Here is a 23817-nt window from a genome sequence, read left to right on the forward strand (position 1 = left end):
GCACTTATGCGAATTCTGAATATCTGCGCTTACACCTGGGAAGCTGGTGGTCCGCCCAAAATTATTTTCGACCACACGCAGGTTGCTCTGCGTTACGGCCATCAGGTAGACATTCTCAGTCCAATCTCCCCCGGCGAAAAAGCCTATCCGGTTCCGGAAGGCGCCCGATTGATTCTGTGTCAGCGCACGCCCATTATCAGCCGCTTCTTCCGGGAGGTTTCGGGTGATTTGTACCGCTATCTCCAGAAGCACATTCGCGAATACGACGTCATTCATTGCCACGGTCTATGGCATTTTGGCACCCTGGCTCCGTTTTTGCTCGACCAGACGGTGGCCAAAGTTATAACGATTCACGGTGTACTGGACCGCTGGGTCTACGCTCACAACAACTGGAAAAAGCAGTTGATCGACACGCTCGCGCAGAAGGCTTTTTTACGCCGGGCCGATCTGGTGCAGATCAATAACATCGACGAGCGCGAGGATTTGCTGCGCTACCTGGGCACTCAACATCCCAACGTCGTCATTATCCCAAATGGCGTTAAGATGAGTGATTTTGCGCGGCTTCCCCCCAAAGGAACCTTCCGTAAAAAATTCAATCTCCCCACCGACCGGAAGCTGGTGCTGTTCATGAGCCGCCTGAACGTAAAGAAAGGGCTGGATTTGCTCTTACCTGCCTTTCGGGATTACGTTCAGACCCACCCCGACGCCATACTGGCCTTAGCCGGTTCGGACGATGGGTATGAAGCCACCACCCGACAGTTTATAGAACAGCACAATCTGGGCGATTCCATACGGATGGTGGGGATGCTCACCGGCGATGATAAGAAAGCCGCCCTGGCCGATGCCGATTTGTTTACGCTTCCCTCCTACTCGGAAGGATTTTCGATGGCGGTTCTGGAAGCAATGGCGGCCGGAACGCCTGCGCTCGTTTCGGATCGGGTGGGCTTCGGCGAAACCATCCGGGCGCACGAAGCGGCTGGTTTGTTGGAGGAGCTTACCCCCGAGGGCGTTCGGGCGGGGCTGGAACAGATGCTCAGCGATGACAGCCTGCGCCAGCGCGTCAGCCAGAACGCTACGGCGCTCCTTCGGGCGCAGTATGATATTGACGTTGTAGCCAAGCGGCTGCTGGATGAGTATCAGAAGGTAGCGAAAACCAACCGAAATTAGCGGATTGCTTCCCGACGAATAACCTTCGTCCAGTCAACCTGCTGCTCGGCCTCGGCCAGATCGACAAAAGCGAACTCCGTCAGAAGCTGTTTCAACTTAGGCAGGCAGCCCTTCAGACCGTAGTAGGACTTGAACTGCCGCGACCGGCTCAGTCCCGGTATCATGGGCTGACCAGCGTCGAAATCGCGGGGATGGAAATACGTCATAACGTAATTCGACCGCTGCATCAGGCCACGAATGGCGCGGTAAGGCAATAACCGGAAATAGCCGCCCCCCGAGAAAATCAGATCCTGCCCCAGAACAGCGGCCGTATTAATCGGAAATTCCTTCAGCAGCGTTCCGCCCACGTCGAGATAGCCCGGCTCAAACATCGCCAGCGAGGCATCGCCCCCGTGCGCCCGACGCGCCGAAAAAACAGAGCAGTCAATTTCAATCCCCTGCTCAATGAGAATGGGGAACACCCAGCGGTTGAACTCTTTGATAGAAAACCCCGGTGCCCGGTACGCCCGGACCTTTTTACCCGTCAAATCCTGCAAATGCTTGATCGACCGCTCCAGATCAGCCTGAAACTCGGCGGGGGTCTGCTCGTAAGCCAGTTGGTGCGCGTAAGAATGCGTCGCGACTTCGAATCCAGCCGCATCAATCCGTCGGATTACGTCCGGGTGCTTATCGGCGACCCAGCCCAGACAGAAGAACGTGGCCCGGCTGTTAGTATCTTCCAGTAACTGAAAGATGAGGTCCATATTCTTATAAATCCGTGTTTCGTAACGGCTCCACTCGGCTTCGGTCCGGGTTGAGGCATTGTCGAGAAGATGAAACCATTCTTCAATATCAAATGTCAGGATATTCATGCGTACGGAAGGTGCGCTGTGAAAGGAACGGAGCATCCAACCGTTGCTCGCCCTCTTCAAAGCTTCCATCTTTCAGATTAATAAAACCGCTTGCCGGCGGCCAGGAACGCCTTTACGTCCTCTCGGGTGGGAAAGGTAAAATAGGTCATCTGGGCGGCATCGTTTTCGATGAGCTCGTAATCGCCCGAATGGATTTTTTCGATGGATTCCAGAATAGCGTCCATACCCATCTTTTTGGTTACTTCGATCAGCTCGGCCTGACTCATGTTGCCAATAGGGAGCTTCTTCTGCACCAGAATCGGGCCACTGTCGATACCCTCATCCACGAAAAAGACCGATACGCCCGTGTGGGTTTCGCCGTTTTTAAGCACCCAGAACGAAGGCATCAGCCCCCGGTATTTGGGCAGCAGAGCCGTGTGCAGGTTGACGCAGCCGTGGGTGGCCGTATCGAGCAGTTTCTGCCGGAAAATCTGATTCCCCGCAATCGATACGAGCAGATCGGGTTTATAGGCCCGAATTTTCTCCAGATTTTCGTCCTTATTGATGTTGCCTTCAATATGGATGAGTGGTATGTTCCGGTCGGCCAGAACCTTGCGAACGTTGTTGCGGCTGTCCAGCTTCGAGGCCACAAACTTGAATCCGTAGCGGATGAAAAACGGGAGCCCGAAAATATCGTAGGTCTTCTTTATCTTCTCGCTAAAGCTTTCCCGTTTGCCAAACGGCGACACCTCAAACACTACCGTTGCAACCACTTCAGCGTAGGGAGGAAGCTTTTTGAGTAGATAATCAATATTGCGGGCGAGGTAAAACGGGTCGTCCTGCGTCAGGATTACAAGGCGCATAAATCGTCAGGTAGCGATGGTTGTGAGCACAAAACTAAGCAATCCGGTGTAAACAGATGAGGGGTTTACTCAGCGGACTATAATCTTCTGCTGCTGCACCTGCCCATCAGCCGTTTGCAGTTCGGCCACGTACAAACCGGCCGTAACCTCGTCCAGCGTTATGGCCAGCTCCCGGGGCGCTTTCCCCTGCCAGTTCTTCACGGTCCGGCCCATAAGGTCCCGCACCGTCAGCGCGATAATCGTCCGCTGGCCCGCGTCCACACGTAACGTCCGGTCGGCGGCCAGCGGATTGGGATACAAACGTATCGCTGGTCCGGCTTCAGCAATCGTACCCAGCACCAGCGGCCGGGCCGTTACGACGTTGCTGTAGGCCGACTCCGACACATCGCTGAACGCACGCAAGCGGTAAAAATAGGTACCGAATGGATCGGGCAGGTTCTCGTCGGTATAGGTTGCCTTACCGGCTTCCAGCGTCGCAAGGGTTTTAAACGTAGCGGGCGTTCCGTCGGCCCGTTCCAGCACCTGCCTCTGGGCGGTTGGGGGCGCAGTCCAGCTCAATTGAATCTGTTTTTCGGACAGAGGTTTGGCCGCCAGTGTCGTGACGGTCGTAATCTGGTCGGAAATGGCTACGCCATCAAAGCTGAACGCCCGCATCCCGCGCGTGTTCCGTAAGGTTGGGCCGTTATAGAACGGCGACAGCGCGTCCGAAAAATAAGCAGGCAGGTAGCGAATCTGCTTGGCCGACGCGGGCTGCTTCAGGCGCAGCGTCACCCGGTTGCCACTGGCCGAGCCAGCCGTCACCCAGCCAGCTTCCCCGTCGAGGTAAAAATAATCTTTCAGATCGCGGCTGCCCAGCTTGGCACCCGTCGCGAAATTGTAGTAGGCCGTATCTTTCCAGACCATCTGCATGCCTTCGTCAAAGACCAGCGTAATCGAATCTTTACGCGTGTTGTAAAACACCTTTTTAATATCGGGCGAGTTAATCTGAACCGTGTCTTTTGAGCCGTAGAAGTCGCGCGCAATCTGCCGGAACTGTTCATACGCCAGTTGCTGATGCCCCAGCGGATCGTAGTGAATACCATCATATCCTCTGGCCCCGATGGTCGCAATCGTTTCTACGTTCTTAAACAGGTACTTGGTGCGTCGCTGAAAATCACGTAACGCAGCCGCGCCCTCCACCCGATCCGCCAGAATATTGATCTGACCGACGTAAATGCGGGCATTGCCGTAATCTTCACGCAGTTGGTTATACAGTGTTTTAAACTTTTCGTCGTAGCCATCTGCGCCGTTGCCGGCTTCGTCCTCGCCTTGTTTCCAGATAATCCCCTTCACCTGTTTAGCCACCCCTGCCCACTGCGCCCGGAATAGCAGTCGCCCATAGAACGTACTCAGATTCGCGTGGTTCACCGGATCTCGGGCCGATAGCGCGGCAATCCCCGTTCCGCCAAAGGCTCCGTTCAGGACCGCAGTGGGAATCCCGTACTGCTCCATAATGAGCCGTTGCAGGGTGAGGCCAAAGCCACCAACATTGCCATACGGCTCTTTAGCGGCATACCATTTCATTTCGCCCGGTATGTTCGACGAGCCATAGGGATAGGTGCAGTTTCTCAGGTATTTATCGTCGAAGTCAAACGAGTAATACGTGTCCAGCCCGGCCAGAGCCGAGGCATTCGACTGCCCATGCAGGATATATACGTCCCCACAGACCACCCGTTTCCGGTCGGCCACCAGCATAGAATCAGCACCTCTGTAAAGAAATACCCGGAACTGGTACTCAGCCCGCTCGGCTTTGATCGGGGCGGTTAGGCGAAACGGAGTATTAGTAGCCGCCGGGCTCAGCGTCTGACTGACGACGCGGGCCAGCTTTCCCTCCCGCAGCACCTGCATACCAATTTTGGTGTATCCGGCCGCCGTAATCGTTCCACTAACGGGCACCTGGGCCTGGCTGGCCGTATCCCGCGGGTAAAGCTGTAAGTCATGCGGTAACTGGTCGAAACTGACCTGAGCGGAGGCCGTAAAATAGAATAAAAACAATACAGAGCAGGCGTAAAGTAGCTTCATCGGCTTTTTCCCGTCTAAAAAAAGTGATAGTATTGCAGAACTTATCAGCGTAAACGTTCCAGTAAAAATAACCGCTTTTTGGGTATCTGCTGATGCCTGGGGCATTTTTAGCGAACGTATCTTATTTGGGCATGGCCGACGTATCAGTCATTATTCTGACGCATAACGAAGAAAAACACATCGCCCGGTGTTTGCAGAGTCTGCACCCGTTTACCGATAAAATATTCATTGTCGACTCGTTCTCGACCGATCGCACCGTTGAGATTGCCCGTTCGCTGGGCGCCGTTGTTACACAGAATCCCTGGGTTAACTATGCGACTCAGTTTAATTACGGCATTACGAACAACCCGTTCCAGACGACCTGGCTGATGCGGATGGATTCGGACGAGTACGTGCTGCCCGAACTGGCCGCCGAAATCAACCAGCGGCTGCCTGATCTGCCCGCTGACGTTTCGGGCATCTACGTTAAGCGTCGGGTGCTCTTCTTCGGGCACTGGATACGGCACGGGGCGTATTATCCGATCTGGCTATTGCGGCTCTGGCGCCGGGATCAGGGCATTTGCGAAGAAACCTGGATGGACGAGCACATCAAACTAAGTCAGGGCAAAACCATTCAGTTTCAGAACGATCTGGTCGACCACAATCTGAACAACCTGACCTGGTGGACACAAAAGCATAACAATTACGCCATTCGGGAAGTCATTGATTTACTGAACATAAACTATAATTTTGACGAGACGCAACGCGTCGAGCCTAAACTGTTTGGCTCACAGGAACAGCGAACCAGGTACTTTAAAATACAATACGCTTCCCTGCCGTTATTTACCCGGCCTTTTTTGTATTTTTTCTATCGGTACTTCATTCGCCTGGGCTTTCTGGACGGTCAGAAAGGTCTGATGTGGCATTTCCTGCAGGGACTTTGGTACCGCTTTTTAGTTGATGCAAAGCTGTTCGAAGTTTATTTCCACGCCGGACGTGAGAAACAGGCGATCATTCACTATTTCCGAACGCATTATGGTAAAGACCTCAGCCCCGGCAACTAATCCTGAGCAGATGGCTGGCCGAACCGATTTTTCGATCTACGATATCAGTTGGTATAAACCCGGACCGCGCTGGAAGCTCATCCTGTGGTTTCTAGCCAATTCATTAGTTCTGAATACCTACTTTCCAATCCCTATGGCGCTCAAACGATTCGTTTTGAAAGCCTTCGGGACGAAAATGGGCGTTGGCGTTGTTATTAAGCCGGGCGTAAACATTAAATACCCCTGGTTTCTGACCTTGGGGGACCACGTCTGGATTGGCGAGCGGGTCTGGATTGACAACCTGAGCGAAGTTGTCATTGGCAGCCACGTTTGTCTGTCGCAGGGCGCCATGCTGCTGACCGGCAACCATGATTATCGCCGGCCGACTTTCGACCTGACCGCCCGTCCGATCACCCTCGATGATGGGGTTTGGATCGGTGCCAAGTCGGTGGTTTGTCCGGGCGTACGGTGTCATTCGCACTCCGTGCTGGCCGTCAATTCGGTCGCGACGCGGTCGCTGGACGAGTATGGTATTTATCAGGGAAACCCGGCGGTCTGGGTTCGTAAACGGGAAATCTTCGCTTAGTTAATTAAAACAGATAAGCCAGGAACCCCACATTTGTCCATCATTACGTGAAAGTTTCAATTATTACCGTCGTTTACAACGGGGCCGAACACATCCGGGATTGTATTGACTCAGTCCTGAACCAGACCTACCCGGACATTGAGTATATCCTTGTCGATGGGCAGTCAACAGATGGGACTATTGATATTATTAAATCTTATGGTACAAAAATTGCCAGATTCCTGTCAGAACCCGACAAAGGCCTGTACGACGCCATGAACAAAGGCATCCGCCTGGCAACCGGCGACGTAATCGGGCTCCTCAATGCCGATGATTTTTATCGACACAACGGAGTGATCGAAAATATGGTCTCTCTATTTAAACGTTCTGACAGCGACGCTGTCTATGGAGATATGCTCTACGTAGATCGGCACGACACAAGTCAGCTGAAGCGTTACTGGCGGTCGGGCTGGTACAGCGAAAACGCGTTTCTGTGGGGTTGGATGCCTGGTCACCTGTCATTTTTTGCCAAACGATGGCTGTATGAGCGTTACGGTTTATTTCGGCTCGACTTGAAAAGTGCGGCCGACTACGAATTGATGCTTCGGTTCATTCATAAACACAAGGCTCGCCTTGCCTATATGAATGAGGTTACGATTGTGATGCGGGCGGGGGGTATCAGCAACAGCAGTCTGAAGAACCGCTTACGGGCGAATCAGGAAGACCGGGCGGCCTGGGACCTCAACGGGATGAAGCCATATTTCTTTACATTATGGCTGAAACCCCTGCGCAAATTGAAGCAGTATATCACGAAACCGCCGGAAATACCGGGTCCGGTTAAGCGGGAGTCGAATACCGTTTGATCAGATTACGCTTGCCTTTTTGGCAAAACGAATCAAATTTATGCCCCACGTGAGCACGATATACCCCTGAAAACCAGGGCTCAGGTTCAATGTGGAGGCCAGTCCGAACAGGTTTTGCCTGATTGTTTCCTCGAAGAGAGGCCAATTGGCTAATTAACTGACAGCCTTATGAATGTGGATTTACTGATTGCCTACCTACAGAACAAACTGAACGACGAATTATTTACGCTCGGTTTATACCAGTGTATTTTGTCGTTTCTGGTCGCTTGTTTTGTCTCGGTAGTGTCGATTCCAGTCGTCATCAAGATATCCGAACTAAAGTCCTTAATGGAAAAGCCCGGCGAGCGCCGGTCCCACTCTACCCCAACCCCCACGTTTGGAGGGATTGCCATTTATGCTGCTATCCTGATTGCCTATTTCCTTTGGCCGAGCATTGATCAGACCGACATCTACCGGACAAACCTGTCGGTGGCGGGCATGACCATTCTGTTCTTTATTGGCATCAAGGATGACCTGGTCGGAATTGACCCCGCCAAGAAGATTCTGTTTCAGGTTCTGGCCGCTATCATTCTGATTTTCTTCGGGAATCTGCGGGTCGACTACCTGTATGGTATCATGGGCTTTCATCATATTGAAGAAGTGATCAGTATTCTGCTCACCTGCTTTATCTTCATTGCCCTGACGAATGCGATAAACCTCATTGACGGCATCGACGGGCTGGCGGGCGGCATTGCCACCATCGCCAGCGGCACGTTCGGCGCGTGGTTTCTACTGACCAATCACTTTACGATGGCCTGCCTGGCCTTCACGCTGGCGGGCGCCCTGCTGGGTTTTCTGCGGTTTAACTTCTCGAAAACCAGCAAGATTTTCATGGGCAATACCGGCTCGCTGATTATTGGGTTCATGCTGGCTTTCTTCGCCGTGCGGTTCGTTAATCTGAATGCATCGTTCCGGTTCGAACCAACAGCTTTCTTCAACGCGCCCATTATCGCCATCGTCATTCTGATTGTGCCTATTTTCGATACGTTACGTGTCTTTCTGGTGCGTATTCTGGCGGGTCGGTCACCGTTCTCGGCCGATCGGAATCACATGCATCATATTCTGCTGGATAATGGGCTCTCGCACATTCAGGCCACAGCCCTGCTTTGCGGAGCTTCGTTGCTGAATACGATACTTTTCTTCCTGCTGCACCGCAACATTTCCAACACACAGTCGCTGCTGATTCTGGGCTGTCTGTTTGGCCTGTATATGGTGGTAAGCTTCGTACTTAAGATGCGGGTTATGTATATCTCGACGCACCCGCGACGTCGGCGGGCCGTACTCCGCCGGGAATTACAGCACGGAATTGTCGGCCGACGTTTGATCGATTATCTGTAATTCTTTTCAAATTAAAACCCCTTTGGCTTTCCGAAGGGGTTTTAATTTGTCTGTTTGAGCGGCCCGAACCTATTCCAGGGTTCTCTGGAGCGTCCAGACGCAGCAAAACTAATTTAATTGATAAATGAACAGCTGGCTGTTCATTTATTATGGAACCGTATAAGCCCGCCCGTTCGTTGCTTATATTCAGGTACTAAAAACCCATCGATCAATGGCTCAGGATATATTGAAGCGTAATAACGTAAACGTATCAGGCAAGGGAACTCAGCCTATGCTGTTTGCTCATGGGTTCGGCTGCGATCAGAATATGTGGCGCTATGTTGCCCCGGCGTTTGAAGAGGACTACAAACTGATTCTGTTTGACTACGTAGGTTCCGGCCAATCCGACGTAACGGCCTATAACCCTCAGCGGTACAACGAGCTAACTGGCTATGCTCAGGATATACTGGATATCTGCGAAGCGCTCCAGCTGAACAATATCATCTTTGTGGGCCACTCAGTCAGCTCCATGATTGGCATCCTGGCCGCCATTCAGCAGCCTCAGCGTTTTGAAAAGCTCATTATGATTGGGCCGTCTCCCCGCTACATCAATGATCAGCCGGATTATATCGGCGGCTTTGAACGGGCCGACATTGACGAACTGCTCGACCTGATGGATCATAACTTCATCGGCTGGGCCAATACGCTGGCCCCGGCTATTATGGGCACCCCCGACAGGCCCGGTCTAGGGCAGGAACTAACGCAAAGCTTCTGTTCAACAGACCCCGTGATTATGCAGCAGTTCGCCCGCGCTACCCTGCTCTCCGACAATCGGCAGGATTTACATAAACTGCAGACACCATCACTCATTCTCCAGTGCGCCAATGACATCATTGCTCCCTTAGCGGTTGGTGAGTTTATGCATAGCCATCTTCCCCACAGCACCCTGCGCTACATGGATGCAACCGGTCATTGCCCTCATATGAGTGCCCCCACCGAAACAGTTACCCTCATGAATGAGTATCTATTACGTACTCAACCGGTTTAGATGGTTATTACTCCCTTATGGACGATTTGGTTAACCAGCTTCCCTGCGGTGTTATTCTGTTCAACGAAGCGGGCCTCATCACAACAATTAATCATACAGTTGAGCAACATCTGGACTATACCTCTGCTGAGCTATTGGGAAAGCCCTTCAGTGAAGTACTCACGGTAGCCAGTCGACTGTTTTACCAAACGCATTTTTATCCTCTCCTTAACCTGAACGGACGAGTTGACGAAGTAGTGCTAACCCTTCTGGGCCGAACAAATCAGCGGATTCCCATCTTACTCAATGCCGTAAGTCAGCCTCAGGAAGGGCATCTGTTAACGCTCTGTGCGTATTTACCACTTGGCCAGCGTCATAACTTTGAGACTGAGCTGATTCAGGCCCGCAAAGCTGCCGAACAGGCCCGGTCGGCCGTTCAGGAAAGCGAAGCCCGGTATCGGGCATTGGCGGCCGAACTTGAAGAACGTGTAGCCGAACGAACAAAAGAACTCAGTGTGGCCAACACAAACCTGCACTACCTGAATGCCGATCTGAAGCGGTCGAACGAGAACCTTCAGCAGTTTGCTTACATCGCCAGCCACGATTTGCAGGAGCCGCTTCGAAAAATTCAATCCTTCGGCGATATTCTGAAGAACCAGTATGCCACTCAGATTGGCGATGGAGTTGATCTGCTGGAACGTATGCAGTCGGCAGCCAGCCGGATGTCGATTCTGATCAAAGATCTATTGGCTTTTTCCCGTATTTCTACCCAGCAGGAGGTCAGCATGTCCGTTCCTCTGACTCAGGTCATCAATACCGTTCTGACGGACCTGGAACTTGTTATTCAGGAAACAAATGCCCTTGTAGAGATCGATCCATTGCCAATGGTGCAGGGCGACCCTTCTCAGCTAAGGCAGTTATTCCAGAATTTATTAAGCAATGCCCTGAAGTTCCGCCGACGGGCCTCCGATGGTACGCTGGAAAATCCGCAAATCCGGGTCAACGTATATCAGATACCGGCCAGTGATATGCCGCCTTTGGTAAAACCCACGCGTGCAGCCAGTGCCTATCACCGCATTGATATATCCGATAATGGAATCGGCTTTGACGAGAAGTATGTTGACCGCATCTTTCAGGTTTTCCAGCGGCTGCACGGCAAAAATGAATTTGCCGGCACCGGCATTGGGCTGGCCATCTGCGCCAAAGTAGCGACGAATCATGGCGGGGCCATTACGGCCACCAGCCAGCCTGGCCAGGGCGCTACGTTCAGGGTGTACCTGCCGGTATAAAGCAACCGTTTTACACAGACAATGGTCTTTTAGGATCCATACGTCTGCCTCCTCAAAAGAAGTACTTGTTTAAACAAAAACAAACGAGCCGATCAGCACCTAGCTAACCGGCTCATTATCAAGTGACCCCGAAGCGATTCGAACGCTTGACCGTCTGCTTAGAAGGCTTACGACTTATTATCTTTATAAATTATAACCGGTTGTTATTTTTACTGATAATGAACGAGTTACACAAAAGTACTTTATTATCATTTGTCGTAGGCACAACACTATTTATTATATTTGTTGTACCTAATGTTGTACCCAAAAATGTTAGGTACAACAATGGCTCGTACTACTGAACACAAAGAAGGCAAGGCTACCGTTAGGATAATTTACCGTACAGCCAAAACCCTTTCTGACGGATCACACCCATTCTGGGTTCGTATTACCAAAGATCGTAAAACGAAATTTGTTGCTACCGGTCTGAGCTTGGCCCCTAAATACTGGAATGACAAGTACACGGGTTTTAAGGAAGCTATCCGAAAGAGCTATCCTGAACCTTATCGGGAAGAACTAATTAAAAAATTAACTAGCTGGGAGAACAAGTATGCTGATACAGCTGAAGCTTTAGCCAGTGCTGATGAGAAACACGATGCCCGTACCGTAGCCAGCAAAACTATTGAAGGCCGAAAAAGGACCCGTGATGCTACCTTATTAGCTTATATTGATGAACTCGTAACGGCTATGATAGCAGCCCGACAAAAGGGAAACAGCATCATTTACCGTGACCTCAAAAACCAGCTTGCCGACTTCTTACATAAGTTACACGGTCCTCAAAAAAAAGATGTACCATTCAGTCAGGTGACGGTACGATTCTGCAATCAGCTTGAAACCTTTCTCCGACAACGGGGCAATAGTGATACGACTTTATCTAATCGTTACCGAACGTTACGAGCCGTATTTAATAAAGCTATTGCAGAAGGTTTAGCTAAGCCTGATCATTACCCCTTTGCCCGTAATATCTCAGAAAAGCACAAGTTCAGTATTGGCAAGTTTGATACCTCCACTCAAAAACGGGCCATTAGCCGGGACGATATTCGTAAAATTGAAGCATTTATACCCATTGGAACGGCTACCGGCAAATCGGCTAACCTTAGAAATGCTATTGAAGTTGAACGACTAACATTAGCAAAGTCAGTATTCCTGTTTTCTTTCTACTGTGGTGGAATCAACTTTGTTGACCTGGCTAAACTCCGTTGGCATAACCTCAGCGTCGACAACGAAAGCAATCACCGGCTGACTTATATCCGGCAGAAAACAGGTGGCAAGTTCTCCATTCGTTTATTATCCCCTGCTGTTGCCATTATTGAGCAGTACCGGTCTTACACCTACACTAGTCCTGACAACTACGTTTTCCCAATCTTAAACACCCAGAAGCATCAAACAGCTACCCAGGTTCATAACCGAACACATAAGGTTTCAGCAATGATCAATGCTGACTTAAAGATTTTGGGAGAACGAGTCGGTATCAGTACTCCTTTGACGACCTACGTAGCCCGGCATTCATTCGCTACAACCTTACGACAGAAAGGAACAGCTACGGCTGTAATCAGTCAGGCTTTGGGTCATAAGACCGAAGCAGTTACCGCCATCTATCTGGATTCGTTCGCATCGGAAACTGTTGATTCGGCTTATGATGCTTTACTATAAACTTTTTAGGCCATGACCGCTGAATATGACACTGACAAAAGCCAGCCCGCTTTAATTGTGTTAAGCATAACACAAAAGGTCTTTGACGAAATCCGTCTTCTTTATACTGTATTCGGTAGTGATCCTTTAAAAGGGATAGATTTACTACGTGATGACCCGACGGCCATACAATACCTAAAGAATGAATATGATAGGCTTGAACGCATGAAACAAAATCCACATGAAGGTTCGTGCAGGATTGTGTTTTTAGGCATTCGTCGCCTTCCTGACGGGCCTCGTCCAAATTCTGGGGATGACGTACGCCGTTGGTTATATAGTTGCCGAATAGAAAAAGTTTTGCAGTATCAGCTTACCCACTTCCGGAATGAATTAAGACAAGCCCGTAATGAAGTTGAAAAAGAAAACCGTTCAGTGAGCTTACAGTCCTACCGAAAAACCTTAGATGACTTATGTACACAGCTATCAGCTTTTGAAAGGAAAACAGCCGATCAATTTCCCGAATTGAATGAAGCACCTACCGTGAATTGGCCTGAAATTTATGAGCGATTAAATGACTTCATGTTCTTAGTTCGAGATGCCATTGAACAATACATAGGTGAGATTAAGCCCTATCTTAAAGATAGTCAGCATAATGACTCAGACACCTCAACGCCAGCGGCTATTGATGATCAAAAGAACAACTTCAACAGTATGGCATTGCAGGAGGTCAGACAATGGTTTATAAAGTTGGCAGACAACAATAGTAAGAACGGTAAACCATTCCTAACGGCCGAACAGGTTGAGCAGTTTATCGAACGTGCTTTTGTTGGTAGCGCCAACATACCAAAACTCACCTTTAACATAGCAAAAAGTGAGCGCACATCAGTTACTAAACTATTCTATCTATACTATCAGCGCTGTACACAGGATTACGCAGTTGAGTCAACAAAGCACTGTAAACAGAAGTACGTCCAGTTATTGACAGACCATTTTACCAATTATGAGTACAAAACTGTTTTCGATACATTTAATAATTCTCAAAACGCTAAGAAGGACTGGAAATAACTGTTTAACAACTGCTGCTACTTTTTTTCAACTGCTATAACTGCTTCTCAAACCCTACCTATGCGCCCTACTAGTATTGCTGGAAGTTTCACAAAAACGCCTTACCAGCAATGCAAAAGCAACCTATCACTTTTGACCAACTCCCAGAATATGTTTATGAGTTAGGCCGTAAGGTTGACTATCTGACGACCTTATTATCTATCCCTTCCGCCCCCCCCGATGAAACAGGAGGCATTGAATTGGCCCGGCAAGTCACCAGACTATCAGCTGCCAGAATTTACACGCTCGTATCACAGCGGGCTATTCCTCACAAGAAACGTGGTAACCGCCTGACGTTTAGACGTTCTGAATTGTTAGCATGGCTGGATGAGGGCAACCGGGAAACGAAAGGAGGTTTGCCAGCATGAACGCCCTGCAACACCTCAACGCCCTTGCCGATCAGCGCAAGGCTGAACGAAGCCCTAACTTTCCGGCTAAGCTCATACCCAAAAGCAAATATAATGACCGGGACGCTAACGGCTTAACTACGGCTATAATTGCCTGTATTGAGTTGCACGGCGGCTATGCCGTTCGCATCAATACACAAGGCCAATACAATGAGAAGTTGGGACGATGGACTAAAAGTCAGACCCGCAAGGGAACTGCCGATGTTCACGCCGTTCTGAACGGCCAACACCTCAGTATTGAAGTCAAAGTAAGCAAAGATCGACTAAGCGACGACCAGCGTAAAACCGCTTACCTGGTTGAAAAAGCTGGGGGACGGTACTACGTTGCCCGTGACTTTGAAGCTTTCTGGCAGTGGTTTACCGCTCAGTTTCTCATCAAATCAAGCGCCTATTCGTCTTGTGCTTAATCCAATTAAACGAAAACCGCTTTCGGGTTGCAGCCGAAAGCGGTTAACTCCCTATTACTATGAGTAAAGCACCCAAAAATACAATCACAGTAGCTGGTTTACAAGACGCTATCAATGCTGATGCCCAACGCTTAAAACAGAACGCCTTTGTTTATCAAACGCACGATCAGGTTATGCAAATCCTGCTTTTGCAAGTCCTAAAGGTTGACTTTCGAGAATTAGCCGAATTGCCCCCCGACAATGAGGACGCCAAACTAAAGAAAGAACACTACATAGTGATTACCGTCGAACAGGTACTCGAACTAGCCCAACGGAATCAATGGGGTCTTTGTCGCCGGGATGCCTTTTTCTACGCCTACAATGGAGCCTTCTGGAAAACGATTGATAAAGACGACCTAAAGGCGTTTTTGCGAAAGGCAGCCGAACGAATGGGCATTGACAAGTTTAAAGCCCGCTATGTGGAATTTTCTAAAAGCTTATTCGAGCAATTTACCGAAACAGCTTACTTACCCGCCCCAGTGGCTGACCGCACTATTGTTAAGATCAATTTGACCAACGGAACCTTTGACATCAGCACAGAAAGTCAGGACTTGCGCGCTCCGGATCCGGCTGACTTTCTGACGCATCAACTCCCATTTGCTTATGACCCTACTGCTAAGGCCCCACTATTTGAGCAGTTTCTAAACCGAGTGCAGCCCGACCTGGACTGCCAAAAAATTCTGGCTGAATATATTGGTTACCTGTTCGTTTCACCGGTCAAACTCAAGCTGGAAAAGACCTTATTGCTGTATGGTTCGGGAGCCAATGGAAAGTCTGTTTTCTTCGAGATCGTTACCGCGTTGTTAGGTTCGGACAACGTTAGCCACTATTCTTTGCAATCACTGACCGAGGAAAAAGGCTATCACCGGGCGAACCTGGCTAATAAGTTAGTCAACTATGCCAGTGAGATCAGCGGTAAGCTGGAAGCTAATTTATTCAAGCAACTTGTTTCAGGCGAACCGATAGAAGCCCGTTTACCGTATGGGCAACCCTTCATCCTGAAGGACTACGCCAAACTGATTTTTAACTGTAACGAGCTACCCGCCGATGTGGAACACACCCCGGCTTACTTTCGTCGGTTCCTGATTGTACCTTTTGGCGTCACCATTCTTGAAGCGGAGCAAGACAAACAACTAGCCGCTAAAATCATACAAGCCGAATTATCGGGCGTCTTTAATTGGGTGTTGGATGGGTTACGCCGTTTATTAGCGCAAGGACGGTTTACCGACAGTGAAGCGGTACGGGGGCAAGTTGAAGCCTACAAACGTCAATCTGATACGGTACGGGTGTTTCTGGATGAGCACGACTATCAAGCCCATACCGACTACTCAACCCCGTTGAAAGAGCTGTATCGAGAGTATAAGGCGTTTTGTTCGGAAGACAACTACCGCCCAGTGAATAGCCGCAACTTCAAGAAACGGCTGGACAGCTACGGCTTTCATATCATCCGAAAAACTGGGGGATGGGTCGTTTATGTGACAAGGACGACTTTTTAAAAATTGTTATTCCTCCTACATTACCTGCATTTGCTACATTGTCCTGCCGGTTATCAGCGGCCTCTATTCATGTAGCAAATGCAGAATGTGTAGCTGCAAACAAACTATTATTTTTATACCAATGGCCGCTACTGCTTATCGCTATCAACTCCCGAAGAAATCCATCAAAGGTGACTGTCCCCAGTGCGGGCCCAAGCACCGCAAGACGCTGAGCCGGTACGTCGATACGCAGACGGGTGAACCCTTACCCGACATCTATGGGTGTTGCGACCGGGAAAGTAATTGCGGCTATCACCTCAACCCTTACCACAAAGGCCCGTCTGGCCTCTCCTACCATGATGAGGTGAAAGCCCGTTACAGCGTTGGACCGATTCCTAAAGCCTGGTTTAAACAGGGGGCTAAGCAGAAGCGGAACGGCCTATCCAAACAGGGCATTATAACGGGTTTGATTCAAATGGAAGGCGCAACCCTTGAGCAAGCTGAGCGAGTAGCTTCATTTCTGTTTGATAAGCCATCTTCCCGGTCGGCTAAAGTAGCGACAACCAGCCCACAAGACCAGGTGTACACCATACCCGATGAGGTATTTGAGCAGTCGTTGGGTCACTACGACCGGAATCAGTTTGCCTATCTGCTTCGGCGGCATTTTGGCGTTAGTGTAGCCGATGAGCTGTTAAAGCAGTTTCAGATTGGTACGTCGGGGCGTTGGCCGGGGGCTTGTGTATTCTGGTATATTGATGAGCAGAGCCGAATACGCGGGGGACAGATCAAGCTGTTTGATGATACGTTTCATACGGTTAAGTACGTGGTCAAAAACGGCGAAAAACGCAGCCGAACCAGTTGGGTGCATTCGGCTTATGCCCGGCGTTGCGATCAGCTCAAACAGCCTTACCCGGCCTGGCTGACGGCTTATCTGGATGAGCGGAATGAGGTACAAAAGTCACCTTGTCTGTTCGGCTTGCCGCAACTACTTACCGCTCCGGTAGATCAGCCGGTAGCGATTGTCGAAGCCCCTAAAACAGCCGTGATCAGTACGCCGTATTTTCCCGGCTTTATCTGGCTGGCAGTAGGGGCGTTGTCTTACCTCAACGCCGAACGGTTGGCTCCGGTACGCGGCCGAAAGATCGAGCTGTTCCCTGACCTGTCGAAGGATGGAAAGGCCTTTGAGCGATGGAACCAAGTAGCCGCTGAGTTGATAGGACAGGGCTTTCAAATTACGGTATCAGCCTACCTGGAAGACAACGCCACCGCTGAGGAAAAAGCCGCCGGTTTGGACTTGGCTGATTTCTTACTGGAGCAATGGCGTGAGTACCCACCCGAATGGGATTAAGGCAAGGAAAGAAATGGCGGAACGGTTGCAGTCTTATCTCAGATGCTAAAGATTGCAACCGTTCCGTAAGATGAAGTAGTTAAGACATAATCAGACAAATTAATAGTAAATATACTATCCTGATTAAAAGTCTTCTTTTATCTGTTTACAAGTAACTATTGTTGTAGTTAAATATTGAATGTCGTTAGTTGAAAATTTTTTTGGAAATCTTGAACTAATATTTTGTAATCCTTTTATAAACCAGTCAATCTCATTACTATTATCTAATATAATATACTTAACATCCTTAGCTTTGAATGTAAGGGACTTACTCACTAACCTTTCATTAAAATTTTGAATATCATTAGCTATATTCTCAAACAATATCAAAAACTCACTTAATATAATGTTTGTTAAAGGCGGAACATACCTCCACTCTTTTTCATTATAATATTTATATTCTGGATACTTTTTCCTATAAGCTCCTTTTGACATATAGGGCTTTAAAAATGATAAAATAGCATAAGTTAGTTTCGCTTTTTCGTAGGAATTATCAGACTTTTTAACACTATCAATAATAGACTTGACCGATGGCCTATGTCCATGTTCAAGCATAAATTCCTCAACAAACAATGACCGGCTCAGAAGAACTAAGTCATTTACGTTTTTACGATATGTACTGATAACACTAGCTTTAGTTTGTAGATAATTAACTGGGTTCAATCCCTTATTCTGCCCCCATTTTCTAGATAGCCCTATCCCATAATGGTCATAAATATCTAAGTGGTTTTCAACACTTGAAAGGGGAATGTCACAAAAACAAACCATTGGAATATAAATATCCTTAATATCTGTGAAATAGTCAGGATCAACCTCAGGTGTAAATTCGCGACTGTATCTTGGAAAGAAACCATTCTCTATTATATTTAATAGAAACTCTTTTTTTGTGAAGTGGAATAATGTATTTGCACTTAATAATGCCATAGTCTTAATTATTTGTTAGTTCCTGATTACTCAACAATCGCAATCTCCTCATCTGTCAGCCCATACAGGGCGTAAACCAACCGGTCTACTTCAGCTTCTAACGCTGAAGTATCGGCGATTGGATCGGTAGCTTTGGCGGTCATTATTCTGTCAGCTACTACTTCTAAACTGTAACGCTGTGCTTCGGTCATTGCAGGAATAGGTATTTGTTCAAGATATTGCCGAATAAACCTTAGATATCCCCCCCTAATGGATGAGGTAATACTAGCATAGAAATACAAAACAACACTTGAGTTTAAAATAGCTAACAAGCTTTTATCGTCGCTAGCAATAATATAAGCAGTGTTCACACTATATGAGCCAGTTTCGTCGTGAATAACTTGGTTCTTAACGGCAATATCCGGCAGCATTAGTTTCGGCTTCTCAAATTCTTTATAGTAATCAACTGCATCCTGTATTTCATACCATTTGTACGTTCCCGCCTTACGGCCTTTCCAGTCACCTTTCCAGTCTTTAGGACAAGGCATTAGTCGTTCTTTGAATTGTTCCAAGTGTCTTAAAATCGCCGGGTAATATTCAATGTTAATGCCCCGCCGAGTAAAGATCAGGTGCTTATCCACCTTTGGCGTTTGATACCGCTTAATGTCCCTTCCAGCCAGAAATGGCTTTATTACGTTAGCACTACGAGGGTCTTCTGCAATTAACCTGTCTTTCGTCGCTGCATCAATTACAAACGCTTCATTAAGTCCGGTCTTTATGCCGTAATAGATTTTCCCTTCTACGTATTCGCCGAGTGGCATGCCGCCTTTTCTGAGCTTCGCCATGAGCCGCTGAACGGCTACGTTGGTTAGTTGCCAACCCTCATCCTGTAAACTTTCGGTTTCTACTTCAAAACGATTTGTCTGAATGTAAGCCGCCAGGCCATCGGCGTATTGCAGTGTATCTACCAATGCCACCTGGAACCGTTCAACGGCCATAGCCTTCTGAATGCTTAGGATACTTGGATAAGTGGTTGCTTCATCAAAAATGGGCAAGTCCCCAAAGTCAACAATCTGCTCAATTGCCAACGTTTTTAGCCATCTACGCAGGCTTACCCCATAACCCGCCCTCATCCATTTATTCGGGATAATAAAGACGAACTGACCATTAGGCCGCAGAATCCGTAAGCCATGTTCAACAAACATGACGTAAAGATCAGCCGTACCTGCGTAGGTTTTTGGAAAGTCCTTTTTCAAAAGCGTCTTGGATTCGCCTAACTCCTCCTGTCGGATATACGGCGGGTTGCCGATCACAGCATCAAAGCCTACAAAGTCACCTTTATCGTCCAATACTTCCGGGAACTCGAACCGCCATTCAAACGATCCCCGATATAGGGCGTTGTTTTCAATACTGGAAATTTCGGTTTCTACCTGTTCAATGAGCTTGTCGTACCGTTTCTTCTCAAAGGCGATTACCTTCGGATCCTTGACAGTCTCGAAAATACTTAGCTCACTATCCAGAAGTATGCGTTCCCCCCGTAGCTTGGACAGTCTCGCCCGGCGCGGGTCGCGGTTAAAGACGGTTTCGCGAAACTGGCTTTTGATTTCATTGATGAACCGCAACAGATCAGCTTTGGCGTCTTTGCTTCTGGCTTCTTTGTAGGCTTTTACGGCATCCTTGTACGTGCGTAGGCTGAACTTCTGCTTGCGGAATACCTCGCTGAGGTCTTCTGTCAAACTAAACTTACTGAGCAGGCTATTTCCCTGTTTGATGTTGATGTCAATGTTAGGCAAAGTTTCCAGTTCACTAAAGCCTGATTCGTCGGTGTAGTAGGCATTCTTCAGCAGCTCAATCCACAGCCGTAAGCGGCAAATCTTCACCGAGTTGGGGTTGATGTCCACCCCGAACAAACAGTTTTCAATGATGGTCTGCTTTTCGCGGAACAAGGTCTTTTGCACCCGCTGGCGTTCAGGCGTTGGTTTGCCCGTCGCTTGCAGCACATAGCTAAAGGGTTCGTCGTCCTCATCTTGTACCACCAACTCATCATTCAGAATGCTGACCTGATAGCCTTTTAGCCGCTTGCCGCTGTCATCCTGCAACAGCTTCAGGTCGGATTTAATGGCAATCAGCTCATTGAGGCCCGATACCAGAAAGTGCCCCGAACCAACCGCCGGGTCACAGATGCGGATTTCGTTGATCAGGGCGTTGGCCTCATCCCGGTCAAGGTCTTTGTCTTCCAGGGCTTCAAAGTCCTTACAGTTCCAGCCTTTCGCATCGTTGAACTTCTGCACCACCGCTTTGCGAATGGCTTCCCGGCACATATACTCGGTAATGAAGCCCGGCGTATAGAATGACCCATCTTTGTAGCCGTTGATCTTCTCAAAGATCAGCCCCAGCACACTGGCGTTGATCAGGGTACGGTTCTTCTCCTGAATGTCTTCCCGGCTTTCGGACGAAAAATCATAGGCGTCCAGAAACGCAAACAGATAGGAAAGCGTCCCTAAATCTTTGGCGTCCCGATAAGCTGAATTGTCCTTTAGGACGCTATTACGCAGAACGGGTAAGGTCAGACTGTTATCTAACTGGCTGACGGGTAAGGTATCGTTTTCTAGCTCAGTCAGCTCGAATAGCGAACTGTTGAGGTAGGGAATACGCCCGAACTTGGCCTGAATGGATACCTGCCGTTCGGACGGTTTACGAGCCAACACCCGAAAGAACAGCTTGTTTAGTTCATCAAAATCGGGTATGGTTTCCCCGTTCAAGAAAGCGTAATCCCTGTTACCGTTGTGATACTTGACTAACTGCGATTCCAGTAGCTTTAGGAACAAGACCCGGTTAACCCAGGTAATGCACAGTTCCAGGGCTACGCTGAACAGTTGTTCGTCAGTTGTGGCCCCGTACTGGCTCCGGTCGTGAAGCTGATAGAACTTGCCCGATGTGTCCAGCTCAATAAGGGTGTTTTCCAGTAGTGACCCCTCATCCCGCTTACCCGCTTCTTTACGCCGGATCACCTTCTTACCGCCTTCCTTGACTTCTTCCAGGCCGATCAGGTGCAACAGCTCCGAATAGAACTTTGGATTGAGCCGATTGCTGTCGGTAGCCGCTGGCAGCTTCAGCAGGTGCGTCGGTGACAGAATCTTATAGAGCGACAGCAGGGCTTTGTCATTGGCCTTGTCGGCATCGGCTACAATGGTCTGATAGTCGCGTAGGTCGAAATAGGTAAACGTGATTTCGTCGGTCAGCTCCGCCAGAAACGGCTTGACAATCTCATTATAGAACAGGTCATTGTTTTTGCTCACTTTCTGCCCCGCTGCCCAGGCTTTGTATTCTTTGGTCAGATGGGCATTGCGGTAGAACAGCCGGTCAATCAGGGCCGCGTCAAAGATGAACCACTCATAAACGTTCGTAATGACACAATGGCGAATGTCGCTGTTCTTGGCCCGCTGGCGTTCCTGAAAGTAGTACAGCAGCAGTTCGTGAAAGGCTTTGGTGTTGAGGTTCTGGCGGGTCACCATTTCGCCCTTGTTGAGTGGCCGCTTGACCTCAAACAGCACCCCGGCGGGTGTAGTGGCGTCTTTGCCTAAGTGAATGACAAAATCGGTTTTGCCTTTTGGCGCAACCACGTAAGCCTCCTTGTAATAGACTTCTTTTAAGAAGTCCATCAAGTGATCCTTAACGTTCTCCTCACTTTCCTTTTCGTTAATGTGGCTCAGCAGCCGGATAAACTGCGCTTTGAACTGCTCAATCTGTTCGCGGTTACCGGGTTGTAGATTATAGGTTGGATCAAGGGATTTAGCGGGTTTGCGGATAGTAAGCAGCATTCTATTTTGTATCTTTAAAGGGCGTTCAAGTAACGTAAAAAACGTTCTATCCACAAACGAAGGAAGGGAAATTCAATAAGCGGTCATTGTCTTACATTCAGTGATACCGTTGAGAACTTCCCTAAAGATTTAGGCTATAACCGTGTTTTCAACTGTCACTATGCCACGAACACCCACGTTCCGATGGAATTACAATGATCTAAGAACGCTAACAATGGCCGATCTTAAACGGATGAAACTGCTAATAGGCTGGGCCTCGACTGTTATAACGTGGAGGAACAATAGCGATGAAGTACGAGCTGCTATTGAAGTAACCGTCAATTTGAACTGCCTATATCCAGGCGACTATATTGAGTTGAAATACAGGGCAAGGGAGGAGTTAATAAATTATAAAATTCAGCTAGTGCAGGTTGCAAGCAATCTGGGTAAGAAAGGAGGAATCTGGTATTTCATCTGCCCCAGCACTGGAAAACGATGCCGTACCTTATATTCGGATGGTAGGTACTTTGTTAGTCGCCATGCTTTTAAAGGAACACTGTATGAAAGTCAGACTTATTCAAAAACGTATCGTTCAATAGCAAGCATGTATGGACCAATCTATAAGGTTAGGGAAGCTTTCGATGAATTAAAAAAGCCCTATGCCAAAACATTTTACCGAGGCAAGCTTACACCTAAAGCCCGGAAATTATTCAAGTGGCAGCAACTTTATAATGTGAAGCATGATATAGAGTTAAGAAGTATTGAAGATTATCTACTTAGTACCGTATCGTAAGTTGGCTTATAATTGTTGTACCTAGTGTTGTACCTAACAACAAAAAAGCCGATTAGCACTTAGCTAACCGGCTCATTATCAAGTGATCCCGAAGCGATTCGAACGCTTGACCGTCTGCTTAGAAGGCAGATGCTCTATCCAGCTGAGCTACGGGACCTTTTTGTATTCCTATCGACCGCAATAGCAATGTACTTGAATTGACAGGCCGATCTAAACTGCGTCAAAAGTACGTTGATTGCTATTATTTTACAAAGAACTACGCTTAAATCGACTATTGTGTAGCTTTCGATACGTATCTGAACGCCTTCCCATTGTGATCAATCTCCCTGGCTGTCCCGTTATACAACATTCCTTACGTAGGGTGTTTTATACGGTTAGGCCTACGATGCTACTTCGTAACATTTCCGCTTATCGGCAGTTAGCCCTGTATACACGATAAACTCTTGACAGCTCCCATGGCTAAAGAATCTGATTTGAAAGTAATTTTCTACGAGCCAGGCTCGGACAGTAAAGAGGGATCAATTATAGCCGATGGCTATTTCAGCTTCGTTCCTACCTTTAGAGAAGGCGACGCAATCAATATCACTCACTCCCGAAAAGGAGAGAAAACCAGCCTAGTTAATAACCCGATTAGTCATAAGACGCATAAAGTGCTGGCGACAGATTGGGTTGTAACAGTGAATGATACAGCTAAAGAAGCGCTGGCCACACTGATTGTTTCTGTATCCAGGCTGGAAGTAACGCCCACTCCCTCCGATTTTCCCGATATAGTCGGTACACATTCGTAG

General features: G+C 48.4%; 20 protein-coding genes and 1 tRNA gene. 15 read left to right on the forward strand and 6 right to left on the reverse strand.

Translation table 11 applies throughout. The annotated features are described in order from the left end of the window. Positions 1–6: 6 nt before the first annotated feature. Positions 7–1167: a glycosyltransferase gene (locus HNV11_RS15790; protein WP_171740582.1), complete on the forward strand. Its 1161-nt coding sequence runs from the start codon at positions 7–9 to the stop codon at positions 1165–1167. On the opposite strand, the gene HNV11_RS15795 is transcribed toward HNV11_RS15790, so the two are convergent. From HNV11_RS15795 to HNV11_RS15805, 3 genes are all read right to left on the reverse strand, one after another. Beyond that, positions 1164–2018: a polysaccharide deacetylase family protein gene (locus HNV11_RS15795; protein WP_171740583.1), complete on the reverse strand. Its 855-nt coding sequence runs from the start codon at positions 2016–2018 to the stop codon at positions 1164–1166. The genes HNV11_RS15790 and HNV11_RS15795 overlap by 4 nt on opposite strands. A gap of 77 nt (positions 2019–2095) precedes the next feature. Further along, positions 2096–2860 carry a methionyl-tRNA formyltransferase gene (locus tag HNV11_RS15800; RefSeq protein ID WP_171740584.1) on the reverse strand — a complete coding sequence of 255 codons (765 nt, stop codon included), beginning with the start codon at positions 2858–2860 and terminating at the stop codon, positions 2096–2098. Between the two features lie 69 nt (positions 2861–2929). Next, positions 2930–4921, reverse strand: a complete 1992-nt coding sequence (locus HNV11_RS15805; protein WP_171740585.1) for a sialate O-acetylesterase — start codon at positions 4919–4921, stop codon at positions 2930–2932. 131 nt (positions 4922–5052) lie between these two features. Here HNV11_RS15805 and HNV11_RS15810 point away from each other — a divergent pair, with 131 nt between their 5' ends. The 12 genes from HNV11_RS15810 (at position 5053) to HNV11_RS15865 (ending at position 17494) form a co-directional block, all read left to right on the forward strand. After that, positions 5053–5964 carry a glycosyltransferase family 2 protein gene (locus HNV11_RS15810; RefSeq protein WP_171740586.1) on the forward strand — a complete coding sequence of 304 codons (912 nt, stop codon included), beginning with the start codon at positions 5053–5055 and terminating at the stop codon, positions 5962–5964. Beyond that, positions 5936–6529, forward strand: coding sequence for a WcaF family extracellular polysaccharide biosynthesis acetyltransferase (locus tag HNV11_RS15815; protein WP_171740587.1), 594 nt, complete (start codon positions 5936–5938; stop codon positions 6527–6529). The genes HNV11_RS15810 and HNV11_RS15815 overlap by 29 nt, the downstream gene beginning before the upstream one ends. A gap of 47 nt (positions 6530–6576) precedes the next feature. Further along, entirely contained in the window at positions 6577–7371 is a 795-nt protein-coding gene (locus tag HNV11_RS15820) for a glycosyltransferase family 2 protein (RefSeq protein ID WP_171740588.1), read from the forward strand. 168 nt (positions 7372–7539) lie between these two features. Then, positions 7540–8748 carry an MraY family glycosyltransferase gene (locus HNV11_RS15825; RefSeq protein ID WP_171740589.1) on the forward strand — a complete coding sequence of 403 codons (1209 nt, stop codon included), beginning with the start codon at positions 7540–7542 and terminating at the stop codon, positions 8746–8748. Positions 8749–8959: 211 nt separating this feature from the next. After that, positions 8960–9775: an alpha/beta fold hydrolase gene (locus tag HNV11_RS15830; protein WP_171740590.1), complete on the forward strand. Its 816-nt coding sequence runs from the start codon at positions 8960–8962 to the stop codon at positions 9773–9775. A 17-nt stretch (positions 9776–9792) separates the two neighbouring features. Beyond that, a complete protein-coding gene (locus HNV11_RS15835; RefSeq protein ID WP_317168004.1) occupies positions 9793–11043 on the forward strand; it encodes an ATP-binding protein in 1251 nt (416 codons plus the stop codon). Between the two features lie 324 nt (positions 11044–11367). Continuing rightward, complete coding sequence (locus tag HNV11_RS15840) at positions 11368–12735, forward strand: site-specific integrase (RefSeq protein WP_171740591.1); 1368 nt, start codon at positions 11368–11370, stop codon at positions 12733–12735. Positions 12736–12747: 12 nt separating this feature from the next. Continuing rightward, positions 12748–13779 (forward strand): hypothetical protein, encoded by a 1032-nt coding sequence (locus HNV11_RS15845; RefSeq protein WP_171740592.1) that lies wholly within the window; start codon positions 12748–12750, stop codon positions 13777–13779. A 110-nt stretch (positions 13780–13889) separates the two neighbouring features. After that, positions 13890–14186, forward strand: coding sequence for a helix-turn-helix domain-containing protein (locus HNV11_RS15850; RefSeq protein WP_171740593.1), 297 nt, complete (start codon positions 13890–13892; stop codon positions 14184–14186). After that, positions 14183–14632, forward strand: coding sequence for a VRR-NUC domain-containing protein (locus HNV11_RS15855; protein WP_171740594.1), 450 nt, complete (start codon positions 14183–14185; stop codon positions 14630–14632). Before HNV11_RS15850 ends, HNV11_RS15855 begins: the two co-directional genes overlap by 4 nt. Positions 14633–14691: 59 nt before the next feature. After that, entirely contained in the window at positions 14692–16167 is a 1476-nt protein-coding gene (locus tag HNV11_RS15860) for a DNA primase family protein (protein ID WP_171740595.1), read from the forward strand. A 121-nt stretch (positions 16168–16288) separates the two neighbouring features. Next, positions 16289–17494 (forward strand): DUF6371 domain-containing protein, encoded by a 1206-nt coding sequence (locus tag HNV11_RS15865; RefSeq protein ID WP_171740596.1) that lies wholly within the window; start codon positions 16289–16291, stop codon positions 17492–17494. 123 nt (positions 17495–17617) lie between these two features. On the opposite strand, the gene HNV11_RS15870 is transcribed toward HNV11_RS15865, so the two are convergent. Together HNV11_RS15870 and HNV11_RS15875 are read right to left on the reverse strand one after the other, a co-directional pair. Next, a complete protein-coding gene (locus HNV11_RS15870) occupies positions 17618–18457 on the reverse strand; it encodes an abortive infection system antitoxin AbiGi family protein (protein WP_171740597.1) in 840 nt (279 codons plus the stop codon). A gap of 26 nt (positions 18458–18483) precedes the next feature. Then, the gene (locus HNV11_RS15875) at positions 18484–22257 is read right to left on the reverse strand and encodes a class I SAM-dependent DNA methyltransferase (RefSeq protein WP_171740598.1); all 3774 of its coding nucleotides are present in this window, start codon (positions 22255–22257) and stop codon (positions 18484–18486) included. 214 nt (positions 22258–22471) lie between these two features. On the opposite strand from HNV11_RS15875, the gene HNV11_RS15880 reads away from it, so the two are divergent. Continuing rightward, the gene (locus HNV11_RS15880; protein WP_205402734.1) at positions 22472–23029 is read left to right on the forward strand and encodes a hypothetical protein; all 558 of its coding nucleotides are present in this window, start codon (positions 22472–22474) and stop codon (positions 23027–23029) included. An 83-nt stretch (positions 23030–23112) separates the two neighbouring features. Here HNV11_RS15880 and HNV11_RS15885 read toward each other — a convergent pair. Next, positions 23113–23186: transfer RNA gene (locus tag HNV11_RS15885), tRNA-Arg, on the reverse strand. 298 nt (positions 23187–23484) lie between these two features. Between HNV11_RS15885 and HNV11_RS15890 the strand changes: the two genes are divergently transcribed. After that, entirely contained in the window at positions 23485–23817 is a 333-nt protein-coding gene (locus HNV11_RS15890) for a hypothetical protein (RefSeq protein ID WP_171740599.1), read from the forward strand.

This window comes from Spirosoma taeanense, from assembly GCF_013127955.1.
GTDB lineage: Bacteria > Bacteroidota > Bacteroidia > Cytophagales > Spirosomataceae > Spirosoma > Spirosoma taeanense.